The organism is Elusimicrobia bacterium HGW-Elusimicrobia-1, assembly GCA_002841695.1.
GTDB lineage: Bacteria > Elusimicrobiota > Endomicrobiia > PHAN01 > PHAN01 > PHAN01.
Window position 1 is genome coordinate 16,125 of record PHAN01000005.1, and the last position, 20,795, is coordinate 36,919.

A 20,795-nucleotide genomic window follows, 5' to 3' on the forward strand; every position below is an offset into this window, starting at 1 on the left:
CGTATCGGCATATTGCTTGTAAGGTAAGGGGTGTTAATCATGTTTTAATCTCCTATCTGGTCCGGATTTCGGAGGTAAGGTCAGTGATATCCCCGGCAGTTTTATTTTACTTCGGATCCGCAGTCGGGACAAAACTTTACCGCGGGCGGAACGGATTTGGAACACGAAGGGCATTGTTTCTGTTTTTTGATTAAGTTACTGCCGCACTTGGGACAAAACTTTGCCTCGGACGGAATGAGTTCTGAACACGAAGGGCATTGTTTCTTTGATTGGAGCGGTTGGAATTTCTTGACTTGCGAGACGCTAAAGTTCCAATTAAGTTCCCAATGCTTGGTTTTGTCAATAGCGACAACCCATCCTAATCTTAACTTTTGATTCGGGGAAAGCCGCGTCTGGTTATTTATGGAATATTGCGTATTGGTTTGAGACTTAGCATAGAAGAAAAGATCCACTTCATATGAATTCGAATTAGTCGCATAATAATTGGCACCATACACAACATTGTTTTCATCTTGCATAAATTCATCAAAGACCGTTACCCCCCCGGATGAAGAGGATGCACCGTAAGTTTTGCACGGTGTCTGGAGGAACATAAATATAAATAGCAAAACAAAAAGAGAAAACGGCCCCAATATCTTTTTGGTCTTCCGGTTCACTTCCTTTGCGATTTCCATTTTGCCCTCCAGATATTCTGCTTGATGTTGTGACTTATGGTCATTTTAATTTTTTGCCGCACTCGGTACAAAACTTTGCATCCGATGAAGTGAGTTTGGAACAGAAAGGGCATTTTTTCTGCTTTGATTCCTCACCTGTTTTCTGTTGCGATGCGCCGGTATTCTCTTTAATCTTTCCTGATTTCTGCGCATTCTCAAATGCTTCTTCTGACCAGATAAGTTTTCCGGTTTTGTCAATATAATTCATTTTTTTGTTTTTGAAAACCTGAGCCAGCCCATTAGAAAATGAATTAACCCCATCATATGTTGGTGTAACAACATATTTTCCCGTATTATCTATGAAACCCCATTTGCCGCCTACCTTTACAACTGCAAAACCTTCACTAAAACTTTGCGCTTCATCAAACTGGGCAGGAATGACAATTTTCCCGGTTTTGTCTATAAACCCCCATTTGCCGCCTACCATTACAGCTGCAAGACCTTCTTTAAAAATCCATGGCTTATTAAAATCCACCAATTTATCAAACTGGGCGGGGATGACAATTTCCCCGGTTTTGTCTATAAACCCCAAACTTTTACTTTTTTCATCCCAGACGGCTGCCAGTCCATCAGAGAAGTGGTTTGCCATATGGTATTTACCGGGAATAGTTTTACCCTCTTGATCTATATATTGACTTGTATATTTGCCTTTCCATCTAATTTCAAAACCACCGGAAAACGGTATGTAGTTAGAAGGAACACTTATTGGCATATCACCAAGTTTTACTTTTACTTTTCCGCTTGTATCAATAGCATTCCATCCACTGGAATCATGCACCAGTGCCGACCCTTTTGAAAATCTTGTCACTTTGTCAAATTGCGGTTTGATTACCATTGTGCCTGTTTTATCTACGAATCCCCAAAGTTTGTCGGTTGTTCTCACAGCCGCTAATCCTTGTGAAAATGGCCAAACTGATTCATACACGGGATTGATAATAATTTTCCCTGTATTATCAATAAACCCCCCTTTTGTGGCAAGCATTACCTCCGCCATTCCTTCGCTAAAATCTTCACATCGATCGAACTGTCCCGGCGGAATAACCACTTTTCCTTTTTCGTTAATATAACCCATATTGACTAAAACATCTTGAATCTCCCCTTTCCACGCATATTTATACTCAGCATACCACAGAATTTCTGTTATTGCCGCGGTGCTGGTGATAACTTTACCTTCTGGAAGTATTCCCACGCGGGCAAACCCGTCAGAAAATGGGTAGGCATAATAAAACTGCGGAGTTACAACCACTTTGCCTGATTGGTCAATATAACCCCATTTATCACTTTGACGAATTAGAAACAAAGACCCTTGCTCAGCAGCCCCGAAACCACAAATCCCTGCCAGCAACAGGCCGACCAGACCCAACTTCGCTAAAACTTTCCCTTTATTCATACCCGCCTCCTGTTTTATGCCTGATGTCTTGACTTGATTCAGGCTCATTTTAACTTATGACCGCACTCGGCGCAAAACCTTGCATCCGATTGAATGAAATTGGAACACGCAGGACATTTTTTTAAACTCATCCCATCCTGCGCCGCCATTACTTTAGACAAGATGTCCCCTGTTTTTCTTCCCTCCATTTAAATCCTCGCGCTCTAACGGCAATCGCCGTACAAAACAAATGGGGCCCAAAACATGGGGGCTGAACACAAAATTTTATTCCCCTGTTCCGTAAAACTCTTTTTCATCAAGTCGAGTTGCGCCTGTCTGAGCGATGCCGCCTTATCCATTCCATTTTCCAAATTACCGTAAAATTTCTCCATCAACATCCCCGTAGATTCGTCGCCCACCCCCCATAAACTGACCGCGACAGCCGGCGAGCCGGCATACATAAATGCTCTGGTCAATCCCATCACACCTTCGCCTTTCTCTATCTTACCAAGACCGAGATCGCAGGCGCTTAATGTCACCAAATCACTGTCAAGTTCCAGCCCGAACACCTCTCCGACTGTCAAAAAACCGTCTTCTTTATCGTCGCTGTCCTGTGCGAGCGCCAAACAGGACAATACGGGCGCATCCTCAACAACAAGTCCATGCGCGGCAAAGTGTATATATTTAAATTTCTTCAGAAGCCCTTTTTGAGAATATTCTTTTATTCTGCCCTCGGTCGCTTTCTCTTTAGTGAAGATGTAATTCTTGCTCTTTGTAATCTTGCCAAGCGATTTCACCTCATCCTCTGTCGCGGGCAAATCAACCAGTCCTCTCTTCCCGAGTATAGTTCTATATACATTGCTCTTGTCTTCACCGCTTCGCACGGCAATCCCGCGAATCTTTTTCTTATCGAAATTAATTTGTTCTTCGGGTAAGTCAACCCGGTTATAGACAGGATTGCCCATAGCAAACAATTTCTCAGAATATGTTTTCTTCCTGGCGAATCTCCTTATATCCCTTAATACTGTCGCCGACTGGACATACGACATGCTGTATTTCTCGATTAAATAACGTGGAGTTCCATTTTTAATTTCACAGACAAGCGTTTGGAAAGGCACTCGATAAAGAATCCCGTCCGGTATAACGATTATATTCTCAATGCCTTTGAGTTTTTCCTCAAATGGTTTAAATAATCGCCCATAAAGCTCCCATCCCAATACACATACGCTTGCATCCATCTTGTGTTTATGGGCAGTGTATTCCATGTAATTGCCGACTTTATCCGTCAACTCTTTTATATCGAGCCGGTATATATCGGCGTCATCATTCGTTATTACCCAGCAGACAAAAAAGTCTCCTCCGACAAAATATTCCACAAGCGCGGTTTTAGTGTCCAATAATTCCTGAACATCTTTTACAGTGCAGGCATCGGGATACTTCATACTCGCATATTGAGGATATTTCAGTTTTATTTCTAATCTCATTTGCCTGAGTTCGTCCTGTTTCCGGTCAAGCTGTTTTTTCAAATTTATCGCTTTGTCTTCGCTCTGTTCCTTTGCGATACCCGATTCAAGCGCGCCTATGGCCATCTCAACGGACTTCTCTGTGCGCAATATTTCATCGGGGACCCCCGCGAGTTTTTTCGCCTTAGCATCGTCGAGCAACTCAATTAACGCGCGGGATTTGCTCTTTTCAGAATATTTAAACGCGTCCCGGTCCCAGCCCCTGCCTTTTTCAAGTTCATCAAGGCGCAATAAAACTTTGATTGCATATTCATACGCGCCGATTCTGCCACCGCCGAAAGAAATTTTGTATTTCTCCTCATTTATTCCTTCGCGCATTTTTTCTATAAGTTCGACGGATATTTTAAGCGCCCTTAACGCATATTTCAAATGTCCGAGTTCATTGTTTGTTTCTTTATTTTTTCTGTGCCCGATCGACAAATTATAGAGGGAAATCCCTTTGTTCAAAAGTAACGTCGCGCCGAAATCTTTAACGAGAATGTTTTCTGTTTTCGGGTCGGGATAAGGGTTCTCGCGCGACGGCAATAATTTTTCCGCGGTAAGCAAATTTACCGCTTTCTGCAAGTGCCCGAGACATTTTTTTTCATCGCCCAATCTTCTGTAATCAAACCCGATGTTCCCGTAATTTTTCGCGACGGCGGGATGGGGTTTGTTCCCGTAAATTTTCATGTCCATCGCCAGCGCCTTTTTATGATTTTGCAGCGCGCTCTTAAAATCGCCTAAACTTCTGTAATCCTGTCCGATATTGTTGTAGCAGGCGGCGATATGCGGATGCGGTTTTCGACCGTATACTTTCAGCAATATCCCCAACGCATTTTTATGGTTTTCCAATGCTTCGGCAAAGTCGCCCAACTCAAAGTAATCCGACCCAAGGTTGCTGTATTTTACGGCGACGGAAGCATGGGGCTTAACTCCGTAAATCTCGAGGTCTATCTCCAGCGCCTTCTTATGGTTTTGCAGCGCCGTCGAGAAATCGCCTAAATAACCGTAATCTTCACCAAGATTGTTGTAAGACGAAGCGACGGCGGGATGAGGTCTGTCGTAAATTTGAAGAAATATCTCGAGCGCTTTTTTGTGGTTCTCCAGCGCCTTTGCAAAGTCGCCCAAACCGATGTAATCCACTCCGAGATTATTGTAATCTCTGGCTACGTCATAATGCGGTTTGTCCCCATGAACCTTTAGATTTATCTCCAGGGCCTTATTATGATTTTCCACCGCTTTCTGAAAATCGCCTAAACTTCTGTAATCTGACCCGAGATTGGCGTATGTTTCGGCGATTATCTCATTTTTCTCTTCGGACACCCCTTGCAGTATATTTAATGCCTGCATATCATATCTCAAGGCGGATTCGAAATCCCCGGTCTTCCTGTCAATACTACCAAGCCAGAGGTAACAATACGCGGTGTTCTTACTTATTCCGCCGTTTTGTTTATTAAATTTTTTTAACGCATCAATAAAAGTTCTTTTGGCTTCTTCAAACCGTTGGTTTTGAAAAGATACCACCCCCTGCTGAAACATCTCCTCGGGGGTTTTATCCGGACGCGCAAACGACGCTGTACTAACCAGTATGCTGGCAACAACCATCATTAATAATCTTATTTTCATTGTGAATCCGCCCGGATACAGCCGCATTCCGGGCCACAAACTCTTGTTTTTAAAGCTCCGGCTCGGGAACAACCGTGAACATCTCCCTTCGTATGCGCTCGAAATCCATTCTAACCTTTCACTTAATCGGACAGTACCCGAATATTTTTCTTTCCCGGCTTTTCAATTATTTCTTCTCCTTTTTCGCCCATTTGCCGTCCGACGCCTGAATTAAACTTTCCGGCGTGGATAAACCCTGAAATACTTTCGCCAATATCTCCCCCATTCTTACGGCTACCTGTTTTTTGACATCCCCCGAAATGTTTTTCTCCTTCATATAGCGTTCCGTATAAGCCGCTATAAGTCTTTCTCGATCGATATTTTCTTCGGATATACTTCTTTTTTGTCCGCTTGAAAGTTTTCTCTCATCAAATATAATAAGCTTTGCCTTGTTGCCTTCGCCGACGAGGTTTTCCGCTTTCAATTCTCTTATTTCATTAAATCTCAGACATCTGCGATTGTATATCTTTTTTATTTCGGGGATGTTTTCTACGAACTCTAAGTTTAACTTTTCAAACGCATTGTAAAACTCCTCCTCCACCTTTTGCCCGTGCGCTGTCTTTGACCCGCGCAATCTTATATGCGGCTCTCCCGATTCTTCCGAAGTCATGCTTTTTGCGGACGCCAGCAAAACACTCTCCGATATTTTAAAATCATTTTCAAGCGAATCTGTATTTATTATTACGACCTCCGCCCGTTCACGGTTTTCTGATTCTTTTTTGGCGAGTGTCTCTGCGGGCGGATACACTTTTATTACCATCTGTTTTTCTCTGAATAAGAGTATAACGCCAAGAATTAACACTGCTGTCGCGGGGATAAAAACCTTTATGGTGGGATATTTTAGAATTGATTTTATTTCGTTTATCAGTTTTTTTATAGGCGCGTCTTCTCCGACTTCATTTATTTTTTGGAAAGTATCCTCGAGCAAATTCGGCGGGAGCGCTCTGACGGGCGATTCCATAAGCAAATCGCGTATCTTTTTATACTCTCCGAGTTTCTTCTTGCAATCCGCGCATTCCAGCAAATGGCTCTCTAATTTTTCTTTATCCGCTCTACTGACGGCATCGTCAAAATATAAAATTAACGCTTTTTCAAATTTTTCGCATTTCATTTCAGTTCATCCATAAAATTCCGGAGTCCCCTTCTCAATTCATCGGACGCGCGACATATCCGGGATCCCACCGTCCCGATATTGCATTTACATATTTCCGCTATTTCCACGTATGATTTATTTTCTATATATCTTAAGACAATTACCAATCTTTGCTCGGGGTTCAACTTCGCTATTTGGCTTTGCACGATTTCCTGCAACTGTTTTTTTTCTAATTCTTCGCCGGGCAAAGGATTTGTATCGGCGAACTGCGCGAACATTCCATTGTCTCCCTCTTCCGTCGTGCCGTTTAGAGATAAAATTTTTCTTCTTTCCGGCTTCTTGGTTTCATTAATCCACAAATTTACCGCGATGCGATACAACCAGGTGCTAAACTCGGATTTTTCTTTGAATTGTTTGACGGACTTGAACGCTTTTATAAACGTCTCCTGAAAAATATCTTTCGCGTCGGTTTCGTTTTTTGTCAACCTATAACTCAGATTGTATATCTGCGGAGAATATTTTTCCATGAGTTTTTGAAAGGCATCTCTATTGCCTTGTTTCGATAATTGTATTAGTTCTTTATCCTCGGCCCGCACGCCCACTCCTTTAGACATATCTCGTCAACTATTTCTTCCCGGATTGTGCAATGTAATCGAATTTGTACGTCGTCAAGCGATTCGGGACACAAAGCGGTTTTTTCTTAGTGATGGTTTGAAGCAAGTATAGCATATCGTCAGCGACGGCGGGAACGGATATTTTTGCGCAGGTCGTCTCGGAAGTTCCCTTTATCCCCAAAACGGTTACCCCTTGCGTCGGGCGAAGATGTGCCCGAGCGCAGGCAAATTATACAAAATAAAACGAGCGGGTCAAGTTCGATTGCGGGCGATATTTCGGGCGGGAGATGCGAGAGTTTCTGTCGGAGCAAACGGCGATTACAGAGGGATTGCGAGTTAATTTTCCGTCGAAGAAAAAACTTAATCGGGGTGATTTCTCCGTCGGAGCCCCGACGGTAAAAACAAAAAACTCCCCGGGCTGGACGATGTTCGAACCTTTTTAATCGAACAAAATTCGAGGGTTTGTATTGATTTTTTAGGGGGTTCTGCCAAAAATAAGCGAGGTGCGTGTCGGCAGGTAACGGAGCAAAAGGGGCCATGCCAGGGTGTAAAAATGGGTCTCAAACATCGCAAAAGTGGGCTTACTGCTGCTTAAAACGGTGTTTTTACTCCATGGGTGGGGTCAAGATTCGATTACATTTTACAGCCGGGTATTGAGTTGGAGGTTGTCCAACACGCTGGAAAGCGGTTTTTGCCTGGAGGCGCTCGACGAGGCGTTCCGGTTATACGGCAAGCCGGACATATTCAACAGCGATCAGAGCAGCCAGTTTACGAGCGAAGATTTTATCAAGCGCATAAAGGCCGAGGAAACCGTTAAGATAAGTATGGACAGCCGCGGCCGGGCTTATGACAACATTTTCGTGGAGCGGCTCTGGTGGTCGGTGAAGTACGAGAACATTTACCTGTACGATTACCAGAGCATCCCGGAATGCAAGAGCGGCTTGGAGCGGTATTTCAGGTTTTACAACACCCAGCGGCGGCACCAGTCGCTGGAGGATAGGACGCCATGGGAAGTTTACGAGGCGGGAACATATTGGAAGCGCTACGACGGGAATAATGCGTTGATGATGTCCACCTTAGGAAGCGCCTGATACTGGTACAGACTATCCCGACTACCGCATACTACTGCTTAAAACGGTGTTTTTACTCTATGGGTGGGGGTCAAGATTCGGTTACATTTTACACAGGCACACTCATGTTGTTCTCACAACCTCCCGTCCTGTAAAATATCATTTAATGCAAATAGTATTTTGTCATTTACTAAGCAATCATTGATGGACTTTGTTAAATTTTCTGTTTTGTCTTGCACCCAATAGGCAAGATCCTTAGAAGATAGCAAACTATGCATCCAAGATGTTTCTAAAGCAATCTCGGAATCTGAACCAGATTCTCCGCATTGGCCTACTATATATTGAGGATATTGCGCAGGGTTAGATTTATTTTTTATATTCAAAATATCGTGCAAATTCTTTAGCCTCTTTTTGGGAACATCTTCGGGTGACAAGAACTTTGCCTTGTAATGTACGAGTTCATTTCTTAATGTTTTAATGATTCCGAATGACTGAAATGGCTCTTTGCTTGAATCCCATTTGTTGCCTTGGAATAATGCGGCTATAATATTCCATTTTTTTTCTAATGGCAGATTTTCTGTTTGTTCGTTTAGTATTTCTAACATGCTACTTAATTTACCTTCAGAACAAATGCTAATTATTCTCATTCGCTCATTAAATGATGCTTCTATTATTGCGACGGATAAAAACACTACTGCTGAATTGATAGCTATGATTTTTTCGTCACTCAACTTTTCATTTTTAAGGCAGCTGCATAAATATTTTATACCCTCTTCAAACAGAAGTTGAGAATAAATCGGCATGGAAGTAATTGTAGGTTCTTTATCAGTTTTAGATTTCATAGATAACTATGTATTATCCTTTCATCCAAACTAAACTTATACACAAAAATCGTCAAACCCCTTGCGACAGTTCACATCCTTAAATTTCTGTGTAAATTGTTGTTTTAATTTACTGGTCGGGTGCCCTATTTCTATAAGCAGTTTTTCTAAAGAAACTCCTTTTTCGGATTTTGCGTGTTTACCAAGAATTCTATAGACAACACCATCACCGGAAGCTATCAACATTTCATCACTGATGTGCTCGAACAGATGATAAAGCAGTGTCATTTCACCAAAATCAATCCTTTCAAAAACTGTAGCCCCTATTCCATCGCGAAATTTATAAACATCAGCGACAGAAACACTTATGACCTGAATCTTACCAGAATCTACATATCCGCTCAAATCTATATCGTACCGTTTTTCCTCATCATCCTTATAAAAAATAGACTCCCCGACTATTGCATCGGAGAGCGCAATATTATATCTTGATACTAAAACATCCCAGGCGCCAACACGAAAAGCCTCGATTACTACACCCGCATCAACAAGTAGGATTGTTGATTTGGACATCATCAAATTGCTGTGGGATGTTTCTGGCGTATACTTCAGAAACATTTATCGCCAAATAATTCGCAAACTGCTTGGATGATATTAACCCATTATTCAGAGCTTTGTTGGCCAAGTCCCTGTATCTGTCGGGCAACATATCCGGCGTTTTGCTTTTTCGAGGTAGAACCTGCGGTAGGATTTCATCTCGCCATCCTTGAATTATATTTTTGACGTATTCGTTCGGCATCCCATAGACATAACATAGCCGCCAAAGCAACGCATCGACAGAAACTCCAAATTGCCTGGCTATTGAATCTACGGCATCAATCGACAATAGCATTTTATCCTTATCCTTATCCTTATCCTTTTGCGCAAAAGATTCAACGGCTTCTCGCAATGCCTCTACCGGCATAAGCAGGGCGCTTGCAAACACATTGGCGTTTTGTTCGTCCTGCTGCGTTAAAGAACCATCTGGTGAAATATCTTTTCTGACCTTCCAAGTGACCAAATGAAATAGTTCGTGGGCAAGATCATAGTTTCTACGCCACTGCTTACTGTTTTTGTTCAACATAATCGCCGCGCCAAAATTTTCTGAATATATACATGCGGAAGAAGTGTCTCCTTCAAGGGTGAAATGGAAAACTTTCACAGCGTACACCTCTTCCATTACCCGGAATAAACTTTCTCCTGGTCTTGCCCCTAAATCCATTTTCTTCCATGTGTCATGGGCGATTCTCCTCACCTCAGGAAAATTCTTCGGGTAAGTGGAAACAAAAAGATCCTCGTAAGAATTGAGTCGGGGCCAATTCGTCCAGATTTCAAGATTTCTGTATTGTCTGCACCATTTAGTGAACTTGGCCTCCAATTGTTTGACAACAATTTCATTGCCTGGCTTCTCACGCCATAATAGGGCAGGGGAGCTAATCTCCGTCGTTTCAAAAAAGAAAGAAAGCGGTCTTTCGTAAAGTTCGGAAAGCTTCTTGAGCTGAATAAGCATGGGCTCTCGCTTTCCGTTTTCAATCTCGCTCAGAGAAGATATGCCTATTCCCGTTTTTTCCGAGACATCGGCAAGTTTCATCCCCAAAGCATTTCTGACTGATCTCAGCCTGTCAGCAATGTTCATATATTTCTACTTTACAGAAATTATACATATATTTCTATGATTTGTCAAGTGTTTTTTTCTATTTAGCAGAAATAATCTAAGGCCGACACCATATGGAGGGGTTCATTTCTATAGAGAATCGTTTAAATTTATCACTTCTCAAAAAAACGTGGCAAATTTTTCATAAGAACTATTTTCTGGGTGCCCAATTACCACTCGTGTCAAAGTTCATAGACCTTTCGTAACCACAAGCATTCCACACGGCGTCGAAATTCGGACGAAGTGTTTTCGCCACATCTTTTTCAGAGCCCACAAGAGAATAGTCTTCAATTGGAATATCCGAAAGAATTATTGTGTCTCTGTCAATGGCTACAGCATCAGGAGTCGATGTATCTGATGTCCACATGAAAGCGCCTGAAACGCCAACCATGCTGATAAATATAATCAATGGACACGGAACTCCTATCGCTTTCAATACTTCAAGATATTTTGAAACCGCCATAATGATATTTTCTTCATAGTGTACGCTTGCTATAAATCGTCTGCCACCCTCATCCTCCCTTACAATTCCTGAGTACACCGATTCGACTTGGCCTGAACGAAATACCTGGCAATACGATAGTGATTCGTCGGCACGGGACAACCCGCCACTACAAGTCACAACTCCGTCCAAATTGAGCCTATTGTTCCAACCGATATCGCCCATTGGTTTTAAGTTTATTGTGTGCTTAGCGACAATGGAGATGTCCAAACTGAAATCGGAAGCAAACGACACAACGGGTAAGATATGAAGTATAAGACGCGCGCCTTTACGCAGCGGCACAGGCGTTTCCCCCGCAACAATTCTTGCCAACCTATCATTTCGGAAGTGTTTGATTTTTTCGGATAATGATTCGGACATTAAAAAAGCTGAGCGAATTTCTGTAACATCCAATTGATATTTACCCGCACTGGTGCGTGAAAAAAACCGCGACAACCTCTTAAATGTGACCATGTGGGGAGCGGACCAACTCTTGGGCATATGAACAATCAGAACACAACCGCCGGAAAAACCCTCCACTATTCTCAGGCCGATACCTTGAATTCTTGGCTCAATGCCATCACGAATAATACTTTCCATTCGCAATTTTGCGGAATCAAGATTGCCACTTAATCCCAACGCTGCTACAGGAATACCTTCTGTAGCAGTTACTCCGTAGAGAATATCTCCGCCGGCAGCATTTGCAAAAGAAGACACGTCCGCCAAAAACTCGCGTTTATCTTCGTCCGAATCGCCGGGCAGTTCCTTTTTGTATTCAATTGTGCGACACTCGCAAACTTTATTCGCTATAAGAGCGTCAATGTCTGCTTTGGTAACAGCATCTAAAGGTTTTTGAATCATATGAAAACCACACCCCGCCATACTTGGATTGAGTTTCTACTGCCATTCGTCCAGCGGCTTAATCTAATCTGCTTTTCTGTTCATTACGCTCTTTCGAGTTTTCGCCAAGCAACTGTTCGCGCAAACCCTGAAACCATCTGCCATCAACATAAGTTACAGTTTCCCCCGCGCGGAAAACTACAAAAACTCTGCCAGACAATCAACCTATATCCCAAGCGGATGTCTCATATTTACCTTCATAATCTTGCTATCACTGCAGGTTCCACATTTCCGTACATTTTCATCAGTTCTAATAGGTCGTTTATATCCCCAAATACTTCAACTTCAACTGCTAACTTTTTATTTAAGAACTAAAAAAAACAGCGAGCGCGACTTTGAAACGTAAGAAGTATTACCTTATTTTTTCCCCGCGCCTTCACTCACTCCGGCTTGTCTTCATATTCTATCGTTTCCAATCCTTGTATTATGGGCGCAAAAACTTTATGAAAAAGTTCCAGTTTTTCCCTTAACCACTCGTGCTGTTGGGACCACAATTTTTCGTCGAGAAAGTCGGCATTTCGGCGAATGTAAACGCGGCACATATTTTTACCCGCCGGGTTATGCCACGTCAACGGAGCATCAACTGCTTTTTCTATCTCTTCCCGCCGGGCCAGAATTGCCTCAAAATGACTCTTTGCGTCTTCTCCTGTCAACACCAATTCCACACGCACTTCCGGATCCTTATTTTTACTCACCGAATTCCACAGTGACACAATGGACGCTAAGTGAAAACCGCTACGCCCGATAGAATGATTCATACAGTGCTGAGGATAAGCTTTTTGACATCGGATACGGCTGTTTTTCTCCATAAATTCCTTGAACATCATCCAAAACTGAAACTGTTTCTGTTTATGTTCCGTAATATCGTTTGATTCGCCTGCCGCTGCTTTCACAGCCCGAGACCAGTCATTCGGCTGACTGACAATATTAAACTTAGGCGCGGGCGGAGAATCGCCGATACGCCACAGTTCTATTTCCAAACCGAAGCAATTTATCTGTTCATCAGTTCGCTCGTTCAACCAGTCAAGTGTAGCGCGATGTTCCTCTGTGAAACGTTCGGCAATCCACACAACGGTTACCGCCTGCAATCCCGCCGCATAAGTCAGCAATTGGCCCAAGTGTGTATGATCTGTTCGTTCAATTTGATTTTCAATCAATACCCAACTATCTGTAGTCGCATCTTTACATAGAATATCGGCGCGGAATTGTCCTACATCTTTTTCCTGGGCATCGAGAGCCAAATCAACGCCTATGGTTTCTCCCAATAATTTGAGATTTTCTTCCTGCGCCAACCATGGCGTAAAATCACCGGCTTCCGTGGCAAATACTTCTCTAATATCGACCTTTTCTAATCTGCCAAGATTACCTTGTTTCACTTGATTATCTCCTCGAATTGACCCGACTGTTCTAAACGTTGCATAACATAAGTAAGCCCCACTTACCCCGTCGGCAGTAGATGGGTCTGAATAACAGTAACGGCCATTATGTCGAAGATACCGCCTATATCTGTATAGTTTGGATCGGCGAGTTCATCATACCGCGAGAGATCATTGTATGTGTGCTGAATCTCCCCGTTCACCTGTTCACGGTAAGCGCCATCAAGATAGATGTTATCGTCCCGATGGGCACGGACGGTGCCTCGAATATCCGGATCCGCCGCCTTGGCCGCGGTGACTTGCTTGATGTAAAGCGCCTCTTCGTCGCTGATCGTGTACTTTGTGCGAATCTCGTCGATCATACCCTGCACGGAGACCTTCCGAGGAGGCGGCCCGACATCTTTTCTGCCTCCGCCCGAGCCAGTCTTTCCCACGCCCCCCTCGCTTCGCATCACCCCCTGATACTCGACGGCCGCCTTCACGACTTCGGTCTGACGGATCTGCCTCATCAACTCGGAAACACTACCCTGCTTTATAAGTTGCGGCCCGACAAACTCCGCGAATGCGACGAACTCTTTGACTTCTTCCGGATAGGTGAAGAAACACCGCAGGAAATGAAAGACCTTCACAAGCCGCGCCAACAAATAGACATAGTTCTTGCGTTCATCCAGAGAACTAAACCTGGCCTGAAATCGCACGCGGAGACCTTTTATCGCCAACTGCATTTGAGCATCGCCACCCGTCGCCGCCAGTCTCACAAAATCCCAGACATCGTCCTGCGTAAACACACCCTCGGCAAGAATTTTGGCGTGTAACTCGGTGCAAAGTTCCGGTTTGGGGTCATCAGGAACGAATGGCGTGCCTTTCCGGTACTTCGCAAACGCTTTCAGGATGGCCGCGGCATTGTTCGTAAAATCGACGACCACCACATCCTTTTTGCCTTCATAACAGCGATTAAGGCGCGACACTGTCTGCACGGCGTTTCGGTCAATCACCGGCTTATCGAGAAACATCCCGGCAAGCAATGGCTGGTCAAAACCGGTCTGAAACTTATTTGCAACGATCATCAAACGATAGTCGTTCCCCTCGAAACGGTCTTCAATCAACTCACCGTCCCTCAAATCGTTGATAGCATACTCGCTGATGGGCGCATTCGTCTCGGGATGGACAAAGTCCGAAAACGCAAATAACACCTTATAGTCGGCGTTACGTTCCCTGAGTTTTTCTTTGATGATATTAAAATAGCGCAATCCTGCCACCCGCGATGCGGCAACAATCATAGACTTGGCGCGGCCGCCAACAAGCGGTTTTACGTCTTTTTCGAAAATTCGGAGCATAACCTCCGCCTTGTATTGTATCAACCCGTCGTCCTGAAAAGCGACGTTTTGCAGCGCCTTGGAGACCACGCCCTTGGGATAAAGTTTTTCTTCATCGGGTTCGGGAACGATCGTGCAATGCAGGTTGTAGAGCGTCTTGTAGGAGATGATGCTGGCCGCCACGTCTACAATGTACCCCTCGGCGATGGCCTCCGCCTCGGCGTAGGTGTCGAATGGCGCTCCAAACAATGTTACTGTAGCCGGAGCAGGTGTGGCGGTGAAGGCAACAAATAGCTGATTGAGGTCATGCTCTCGAATAATCCGGGCTATCTTATCTTCTTCGTCTATTCCGTCATCCGCGGCATCTTCGGCGTCGGGTTCCCCCTGTTTCCGGAAGGGCAGGCGGATGGCGGCCCCCATCTGTCCCTCCTGCGACCGGTGCGCCTCGTCAATCAAGAAGGCCACGCGGAGACTTTTCAACTCCGTGTTCTTCTCGATCTCCTTCAGCACCTCTGCGAATTTATGCTGAATAGTAACAATTATCGGCTTACGCTCTCTCATAAAACGCGGTAAATCGTCGGACTTGCGGGCCAGTCCTACCACGTCTTTTAAGTGAGTGAATTTCTCGATGTCCTCTCGGACGTTGGTGTCGAGCGCCTTACGATCTGTCAGGATGAAAGTGATATCAACTAACTTCTCGCTCGTGCCCGGCTTGAACAGGCTATGCAGCATATCTGCCAGCCAACAAATGGAAAGCGTCTTGCCGCTGCCTGCCGAATGATTGATAAGATATTTGCGGCCGATATCGCCGGACGCGGTGAAATGATTCACAACATCGGATGCGACTTTCCGCACCATACGGCTTTGGTGGTAGCGTGGCAGAATCGTGGAGACCGGCCGTTCAGGCCTGTCGTCCACAGCATCTCGGTGAGGCACAAGCGCCAGAAAGAACGACAGCGTCTCCAGTAATCTGTCTTTCGAGAGTACCTCGCGATAGAGAAACTCGACGGGATATTCGCCACCGTCTTTTGTTATGGGTTCGTTGGTCAGGCCGGTATTGTACCAACGGAAGTTCTCCACACGTCGCGGGTCGGTAGCGGCCATAACATCACTGGTATCGGCGGCCAGATATAGGAACGGATATTGAAATATCTTGTGGGTATGATTGCGGGCGGCGAACTGCGCCGCGGCATCATGCACATTTTGGTTCTTTTCGTGCTTCACCTCCAGCGCAACGATAGGCAGCCCATTAAGGAAGACTACAAAATCGATTTCTTGGCTCGTCTCACCAAAATAGAAGTGCGGGCGAAACGTGACGCGATTCTCCTCGTGTTTCTTAACGGCCACACTCTCAGCCGAACGCGGCTTCGGATAAAATAGACGAAACTCCAACCCGCGAACCTTCAGCCCATGGCGCAGTATCATCCAGAGCGGAGTGTATTCAAGCTCCTTGCGTAGCGCGCGAAATATCTCGTCGCGCGCGTCGGTGCCGTAGTCATTCGTCAATTTATTGAGTTGATCGGCCTGCGTGGCGCGAAGAAAAGCCCAAAGATGGTCTTCAGCAATGCAGTGCTCGGTATCGGTGATGTCGACCTGTTCGAGCACACCATAACGATGCTCGCGGATGAGGAAATCCGCAATGTGCTGCTGAAAGGTCAGCTCGGGGGCTTTCTTTTTAGCCATGTGCTTCCACCAGTTTGATGTCGGCTTCTGTCACCCGCCGTTGGCCGGTGACGCATTCGTGTATCAAAGATTTGCGATAGGCGGTGAGAGTGGCGATTTGGGATTCGATGCCACCGACGAGGCGCTTCACCTCGTCGAGCTTGGCGTCGAGGTAGGCGCAGATGGCGACCTGTTCACTAATAGGGGGCAACGGAATATCAATTGTGCCAAAGTCCTTGTCGTCCACGGCTGGATAACCCACGCCTTTTGCCGTTGACTTGAAATATTGTCGTCCGCCTTCAGAAATAAGCGCGTAAAAGACAAATTTCGGCCAAAGTATATCCTCGTTTGGCTGCACGACGTTGAAACCCGTCGAGCAAACGAAGTCTTTTCTACTCTCAAACACAAAAGCAACAGCCTGTAGATTAGGTCGGACTGACGAAATCAGAGTGCTATTCGTCGCCACGCGCCGACGAGCCCGCGAAGGCGCGTCCTCGAAACGAACGCGCTCAATCGCGTTTACATCAACAATGCCGTGATAATTTACGTTCGAGATTTCAAGGTAATCGAATTCATAGTCGGGATCGGTATCAGCTGCAAGCGATGATGAGTTGATTGCCGAGACATCTTTAAGTCGATCAATTCTCCAATGCGCGGGGATCTCACCGAGCACGCTAATACTCGAACACTTCACTTTGGCGGCCTGATTCAGACCCTGTGTGACTGCACTTTGAATCGTGGATTTTCGGATTTCGCCGAGGGTGTCGATTTGCCGCCGCTTAGCAGCCACCGCAGCATCGATCGCCGCACAACTCGCGTACAGATATGCAGCAATGCGCTGTTGCTCGGGAAGCGGGGGGAGTGGGACATTGAACTGGGACAATTGTGTTGACCAACTGACACGTGGCATCTTGGCACCATAGGCAAGTGCGTTACAGCGCTCAATGAACCAACGTGACCCAACGCAGTAGAAAAGGAAGCGACTCGTTATTCGCTCCGGTGTGAAAGCCAGTATCTCGCCAGTGCATTTGCCGTCGAACTCGGCTTCGTAGTACTTTTCGAGATATGGTCGCAACTTCCCGAAGAGCACATCACCCCTCTTAAACATAGTGACAGCACTTTCCACCTCCAATGTATTCCGGCGCCTTAAAATGTGACCAGTACCAGATTCGATATCTTCCAACTCGAGATAGTCATCATCCTCACTTGCGTCTGAATTCTTTTCCTTACGAAGCGTGACAACATCTTTAAGACGGTCGAAGTTCCAACCGTTGGGCAACTCATCCAGAAAGCCGTCGTGTTGGCCGTTCATTTAGCAAGTTCCTCCAACATTTTCTCCGCATCCTTCTCCACTGTACGCATAGCTATTTGCCGCCCCTTTCCGGGAGTGCGGCGCGGACGACCCCGGAAAGTTGCTTCGCCGTCGGAAGTTTTCCCTTAAACTCTCCCGGCAATTTCGACTGCAACTGATAGGTGGCCACACCTATGGGATTGGCTTTAGTGCGCAGGGCGTATTCTACCTCCACATCGTCTTTCTCCGCGCATAGGATGATACCGATGGAAGGTTTGTCATCCGGGGCTCGTTCTTTGTCGTTGAGCAGATTCAGATAAAAGTCCATCTTTCCCGCATATTCCGGTTCAAAGGGCCCGACTTTCAGTTCGAAAGCCACGAGCGCCTTTAAGTATCGGTGGTAGAAAAGCAGGTCGATGAAATATTCTTTGGCGCCGAGAACAATACGATGCTGCCGGCCCACAAAGCAGAAACCGTAGCCCAATTCGAGGATGAAGTCCCGCAAACGGTCTATGAGGCGGTCTTCCAGTTCACGCTCCCTGACCGCGCCGCGAATACCCAAAAACTCCAGATTGTAGGAGCTCTTGAGCATTTCGTCCGCCTGCTCGGCAAAATGCTGCGGCAACGCCGCGGGAAAATTGTGAGTTTTTTTCTCAGTCACCGCCCGTTCATACACCCGGGCTTTGATTTGGTTTAGGAGGACATTGCGTGACCACCCGAACCGGGCGGTAGCTCGGAGATAGTATATCCGCGCGGCGGGATCGGTAACCTTCGCCAGTATGTTGGTATGATGCCCCCAAGGCACTTGAGTCACCAATTCTCTCACAGTCCGTGAGAGTTTTGTCATGTCTCGTTTTTTCACATCCCGCTGACCGATTTCTCTCACAACTTGTGAGAGAAATTCTTTAGAGGTGTGCGCGAGGTAAAACTGCTTCATCCGCCACACATTCTGCGCGGAAAAACCTTGTTTTCCGGTGAATGTGCGCCGCAAATCGGCGGCTACCATTTCCACCACGGATTCTCCCCATCCGAGTGTCCGCTGCTTTTCCGCAATTCCACGCCCTATGTTCCAGTAAAGCAGAATAGTTCCGTGGTTAACGGCTCTCGCCACTGGCACACGGGCGGCGGCGACGAGTTCTTTCAAGTCCTCGATAAACAGCCGGTATTCCGGCGAAATCGCCACATTCGTATCGATCATATTTTTCATTGTGCCAACCTCTCCAATAACTTCTCGGCCTCTTTTTCCAACCGCCAGAACTCGGCCAGCAAGTCTTTCGCGGGAGGGGGCGGCTGGTATCGGTAGAAATACTTGTTGGGCAGAATCTCGTAGCCAAGCTGCGGACTATCCTGCCAACGGATGATAGGTTTGCCGATTTCGCGTTTTAGGAATAACTCAATATCTTCGCCGTACGGGATGTATTCGTCGTCTTTAATATAGTGGCGGTGAGTCCATTCAACGGAAAGAATTTCCGGCTTACTTTCCATAAGCGTCTTAAATTTCTTGGCCGCATTATCCTTCGGTCCCAGCGTCAACGTCTCTATCTTTTCGGATTTGCCGACCTTCAAGCGCGCGCGAAAAGTGATGTTACTGTCATAGAACTCCTGCTCCTTCTTCAGGTTTGCCGCAGTGAATCCTCTGTCATAGGATTCGGTAATTGTCGCCGGCTTGTCGTTTTCGTCGAACTGCCAAAAAACGACTTTAACCTTGTGATAGGAAAAGTCCTCGCGCCGGAAAATTTTTACACATTCGTCGGCGTAATCCTTTTTCCAGCCATCGTGGTAGCGCGTTTCTATCCACGCACGGTGCGCGCCGGTGATGCGATTATGCTTTTTGCCGAAAGCCTTGGGCTCTTTTTCGTATTGCCCTCGGGCATCAATCAGCATCACGCGCCCCCTGTGTGTGGCAGGTTTATCGTTTCGCAACAGCCATATATAGGTGAATATACCTGTGTTGTAAAAAAGTTCGTCGGGCAGCATGACGATGGCGTCAAGCCAGTCATTTTCCAAAATCCAACGGCGAATCTCGCTTTCACCCGAGCCACAGTCACCGTTTGAAAGCGGCGACCCGTTAAAGATTATGGCTATGCGGCTGGCGCCCTTTTCCGGCGACTTCATCTTCGCCAACATAGTTTGCAGGAAGAGCATCGCGCCGTTGTCGCGCGACGGCATACCCGCCCGGTATCGTGTCTTCTCCAACTTGCGGGCGGCGGTCTCATAGCTATCCTTCCCGCCCCAAGTCACACCGAATGGCGGATTGGAGAGCATAAAGTCAAAAAGAAATTCCGATTCCGGGAGTTGGTCGCCAGGTTCCCGGCTATGCGGCTCATGCGGGATTAGCGAGTTGCCGAGGTATACCTTGGCCTGCCGGTCGGCCTTGATCAGCAGGTCGGCCCGGCAAACGGCGTAGTTGGTAGGCGACAATTCCTGTCCATGAACGGTGACGTACTTCTCGACGTTGGCTTTCTGCGCGGGCGTGGATGCCCGGTCGAGCAGATGTTCCTTGGCCACTGAGAGCATACCGCCCGTTCCGCAGGCCGGGTCATATATTGAAAGATGCCTCTCGGGGATGGGAATGTCGAGCAACTCGACCATCAATCGAATCACTTCGCGCGGGGTGAAGTGGTCTCCGGCTTCCTCGCCGCTTTGTTCCGAGAATCGCCTCAATAGCTCTTCGTAGATGTAGCCCATCTCCAACGGCGACAAATTGTCAGGGCCAAGTTGAAGTTCCTTGTACTGGTTCAGTATCGGCGCAAGGCGGTTGTGTTTCACCATCTGGCCGATAGTGGCCCTGTAGTTGAAATGCTCGATAATCTCGTCTACGTTCTTCGAAAATCCGTTAATATAGGCGCGGAAGTTCTCTTCAAGTATCGCGTGGTCTTCCTCATATACCCGGCGCAAAGTCCATTTAGTCTTATTGGAGAACGGGGCGGTGCCGACCTCCACACTCTTGACAAGTTTCTCGAGTTCCTTCTCGGTCAGTTTCGGCCGCTTGGCGCGCACCTCGGCGGCCTTGTCCTCGCGCCACTTGATGAGTACACATTCCATGCGGCGAATTACGATGATGGGCAGAATTACGTTCTGGTACTCGTATGCCTTAAACTTGCCGCGTAGCCGCTCGGCCGATTTCCAGATTTCATTGGCGAGGTTATCAAGTTTGGGTTTATTAAGGGCAAGAGACATTTATTTGCGGCTCCTTGAAAAACTTACCAGGTATAATTTGTAGCATGCC

The 20,795-nt window shown here is 46.2% G+C and carries 16 protein-coding genes; 1 reads left to right on the forward strand and 15 read right to left on the reverse strand.

The features are described from left to right. Positions 1-101 precede the first annotated feature (101 nt). From CVU77_04330 to CVU77_04355, 6 genes are all read right to left on the reverse strand, one after another. The gene (locus tag CVU77_04330) at positions 102-674 is read right to left on the reverse strand and encodes a hypothetical protein (GenBank protein ID PKN01522.1); all 573 of its coding nucleotides are present in this window, start codon (positions 672-674) and stop codon (positions 102-104) included. A 40-nt stretch (positions 675-714) separates the two neighbouring features. Continuing rightward, positions 715-2,151 carry a hypothetical protein gene (locus CVU77_04335; GenBank protein ID PKN01523.1) on the reverse strand — a complete coding sequence of 479 codons (1,437 nt, stop codon included), beginning with the start codon at positions 2,149-2,151 and terminating at the stop codon, positions 715-717. Further along, positions 2,148-2,291: a hypothetical protein gene (locus tag CVU77_04340; GenBank protein PKN01524.1), complete on the reverse strand. Its 144-nt coding sequence runs from the start codon at positions 2,289-2,291 to the stop codon at positions 2,148-2,150. Before CVU77_04340 ends, CVU77_04335 begins: the two co-directional genes overlap by 4 nt. Positions 2,292-2,306: 15 nt before the next feature. Further along, on the reverse strand, positions 2,307-5,237 hold the full coding sequence (locus tag CVU77_04345) for a hypothetical protein (protein ID PKN01525.1): 2,931 nt from the start codon (positions 5,235-5,237) through the stop codon (positions 2,307-2,309). Between the two features lie 139 nt (positions 5,238-5,376). Next, positions 5,377-6,360 carry a hypothetical protein gene (locus tag CVU77_04350; protein ID PKN01526.1) on the reverse strand — a complete coding sequence of 328 codons (984 nt, stop codon included), beginning with the start codon at positions 6,358-6,360 and terminating at the stop codon, positions 5,377-5,379. Further along, entirely contained in the window at positions 6,357-6,956 is a 600-nt protein-coding gene (locus CVU77_04355; protein ID PKN01527.1) for a hypothetical protein, read from the reverse strand. The genes CVU77_04350 and CVU77_04355 overlap by 4 nt, the downstream gene beginning before the upstream one ends. A gap of 575 nt (positions 6,957-7,531) precedes the next feature. Here CVU77_04355 and CVU77_04360 point away from each other — a divergent pair. Then, complete coding sequence (locus tag CVU77_04360; protein ID PKN01528.1) at positions 7,532-8,047, forward strand: hypothetical protein; 516 nt, start codon at positions 7,532-7,534, stop codon at positions 8,045-8,047. A 113-nt stretch (positions 8,048-8,160) separates the two neighbouring features. Here the strand turns inward: CVU77_04360 and CVU77_04365 are convergent, their stop codons facing one another. The 9 genes from CVU77_04365 to CVU77_04405 form a co-directional block, all read right to left on the reverse strand. After that, positions 8,161-8,868, reverse strand: coding sequence for a hypothetical protein (locus CVU77_04365; GenBank protein ID PKN01529.1), 708 nt, complete (start codon positions 8,866-8,868; stop codon positions 8,161-8,163). A 36-nt stretch (positions 8,869-8,904) separates the two neighbouring features. Then, positions 8,905-9,423, reverse strand: coding sequence for a hypothetical protein (locus CVU77_04370; GenBank protein PKN01530.1), 519 nt, complete (start codon positions 9,421-9,423; stop codon positions 8,905-8,907). Next, a complete protein-coding gene (locus CVU77_04375; protein ID PKN01531.1) occupies positions 9,392-10,522 on the reverse strand; it encodes a hypothetical protein in 1,131 nt (376 codons plus the stop codon). The genes CVU77_04370 and CVU77_04375 overlap by 32 nt, the downstream gene beginning before the upstream one ends. Positions 10,523-10,691: 169 nt before the next feature. Further along, positions 10,692-11,903 carry an ATP-binding protein gene (locus CVU77_04380; protein PKN01532.1) on the reverse strand — a complete coding sequence of 404 codons (1,212 nt, stop codon included), beginning with the start codon at positions 11,901-11,903 and terminating at the stop codon, positions 10,692-10,694. A gap of 398 nt (positions 11,904-12,301) precedes the next feature. Then, a complete protein-coding gene (locus CVU77_04385) occupies positions 12,302-13,297 on the reverse strand; it encodes a DUF4268 domain-containing protein (protein PKN01533.1) in 996 nt (331 codons plus the stop codon). A 62-nt stretch (positions 13,298-13,359) separates the two neighbouring features. Next, a complete protein-coding gene (locus tag CVU77_04390; protein PKN01534.1) occupies positions 13,360-16,296 on the reverse strand; it encodes a type I restriction endonuclease subunit R in 2,937 nt (978 codons plus the stop codon). Beyond that, positions 16,289-17,587, reverse strand: a complete 1,299-nt coding sequence (locus tag CVU77_04395; GenBank protein PKN01535.1) for a hypothetical protein — start codon at positions 17,585-17,587, stop codon at positions 16,289-16,291. The genes CVU77_04390 and CVU77_04395 overlap by 8 nt, the downstream gene beginning before the upstream one ends. Positions 17,588-17,639: 52 nt before the next feature. Further along, positions 17,640-18,764, reverse strand: coding sequence for a DUF1016 domain-containing protein (locus CVU77_04400; GenBank protein ID PKN01593.1), 1,125 nt, complete (start codon positions 18,762-18,764; stop codon positions 17,640-17,642). 5 nt (positions 18,765-18,769) lie between these two features. Further along, entirely contained in the window at positions 18,770-20,746 is a 1,977-nt protein-coding gene (locus CVU77_04405) for an SAM-dependent DNA methyltransferase (GenBank protein PKN01536.1), read from the reverse strand. Between the last annotated feature and the right edge of the window lie 49 nt (positions 20,747-20,795).

Excerpts from the sequence above, each read along its gene's own strand:
- CVU77_04400 (PKN01593.1), bottom strand. The coding sequence starts at position 18,764 with ATGATCGATACGAATGTGGCGATTTCGCCGGAATACCGGCTGTTTATC.
- CVU77_04350 (PKN01526.1), bottom strand. The coding sequence starts at position 6,360 with ATGAAATGCGAAAAATTTGAAAAAGCGTTAATTTTATATTTTGACGAT.
- CVU77_04380 (PKN01532.1), bottom strand. The coding sequence starts at position 11,903 with ATGGCGGGGTGTGGTTTTCATATGATTCAAAAACCTTTAGATGCTGTT.
- CVU77_04335 (PKN01523.1), bottom strand. The coding sequence starts at position 2,151 with ATGAGCCTGAATCAAGTCAAGACATCAGGCATAAAACAGGAGGCGGGT.
- CVU77_04345 (PKN01525.1), bottom strand. The coding sequence starts at position 5,237 with ATGCGGCTGTATCCGGGCGGATTCACAATGAAAATAAGATTATTAATG.
- CVU77_04370 (PKN01530.1), bottom strand. The coding sequence starts at position 9,423 with ATGATGTCCAAATCAACAATCCTACTTGTTGATGCGGGTGTAGTAATC.
- CVU77_04355 (PKN01527.1), bottom strand. The coding sequence starts at position 6,956 with ATGTCTAAAGGAGTGGGCGTGCGGGCCGAGGATAAAGAACTAATACAA.
- CVU77_04405 (PKN01536.1), bottom strand. The coding sequence starts at position 20,746 with ATGTCTCTTGCCCTTAATAAACCCAAACTTGATAACCTCGCCAATGAA.
- CVU77_04395 (PKN01535.1), bottom strand. The coding sequence starts at position 17,587 with ATGAACGGCCAACACGACGGCTTTCTGGATGAGTTGCCCAACGGTTGG.
- CVU77_04340 (PKN01524.1), bottom strand. The coding sequence starts at position 2,291 with ATGGAGGGAAGAAAAACAGGGGACATCTTGTCTAAAGTAATGGCGGCG.
- CVU77_04375 (PKN01531.1), bottom strand. The coding sequence starts at position 10,522 with ATGAACATTGCTGACAGGCTGAGATCAGTCAGAAATGCTTTGGGGATG.
- CVU77_04365 (PKN01529.1), bottom strand. The coding sequence starts at position 8,868 with ATGAAATCTAAAACTGATAAAGAACCTACAATTACTTCCATGCCGATT.
- CVU77_04330 (PKN01522.1), bottom strand. The coding sequence starts at position 674 with ATGGAAATCGCAAAGGAAGTGAACCGGAAGACCAAAAAGATATTGGGG.
- CVU77_04390 (PKN01534.1), bottom strand. The coding sequence starts at position 16,296 with ATGGCTAAAAAGAAAGCCCCCGAGCTGACCTTTCAGCAGCACATTGCG.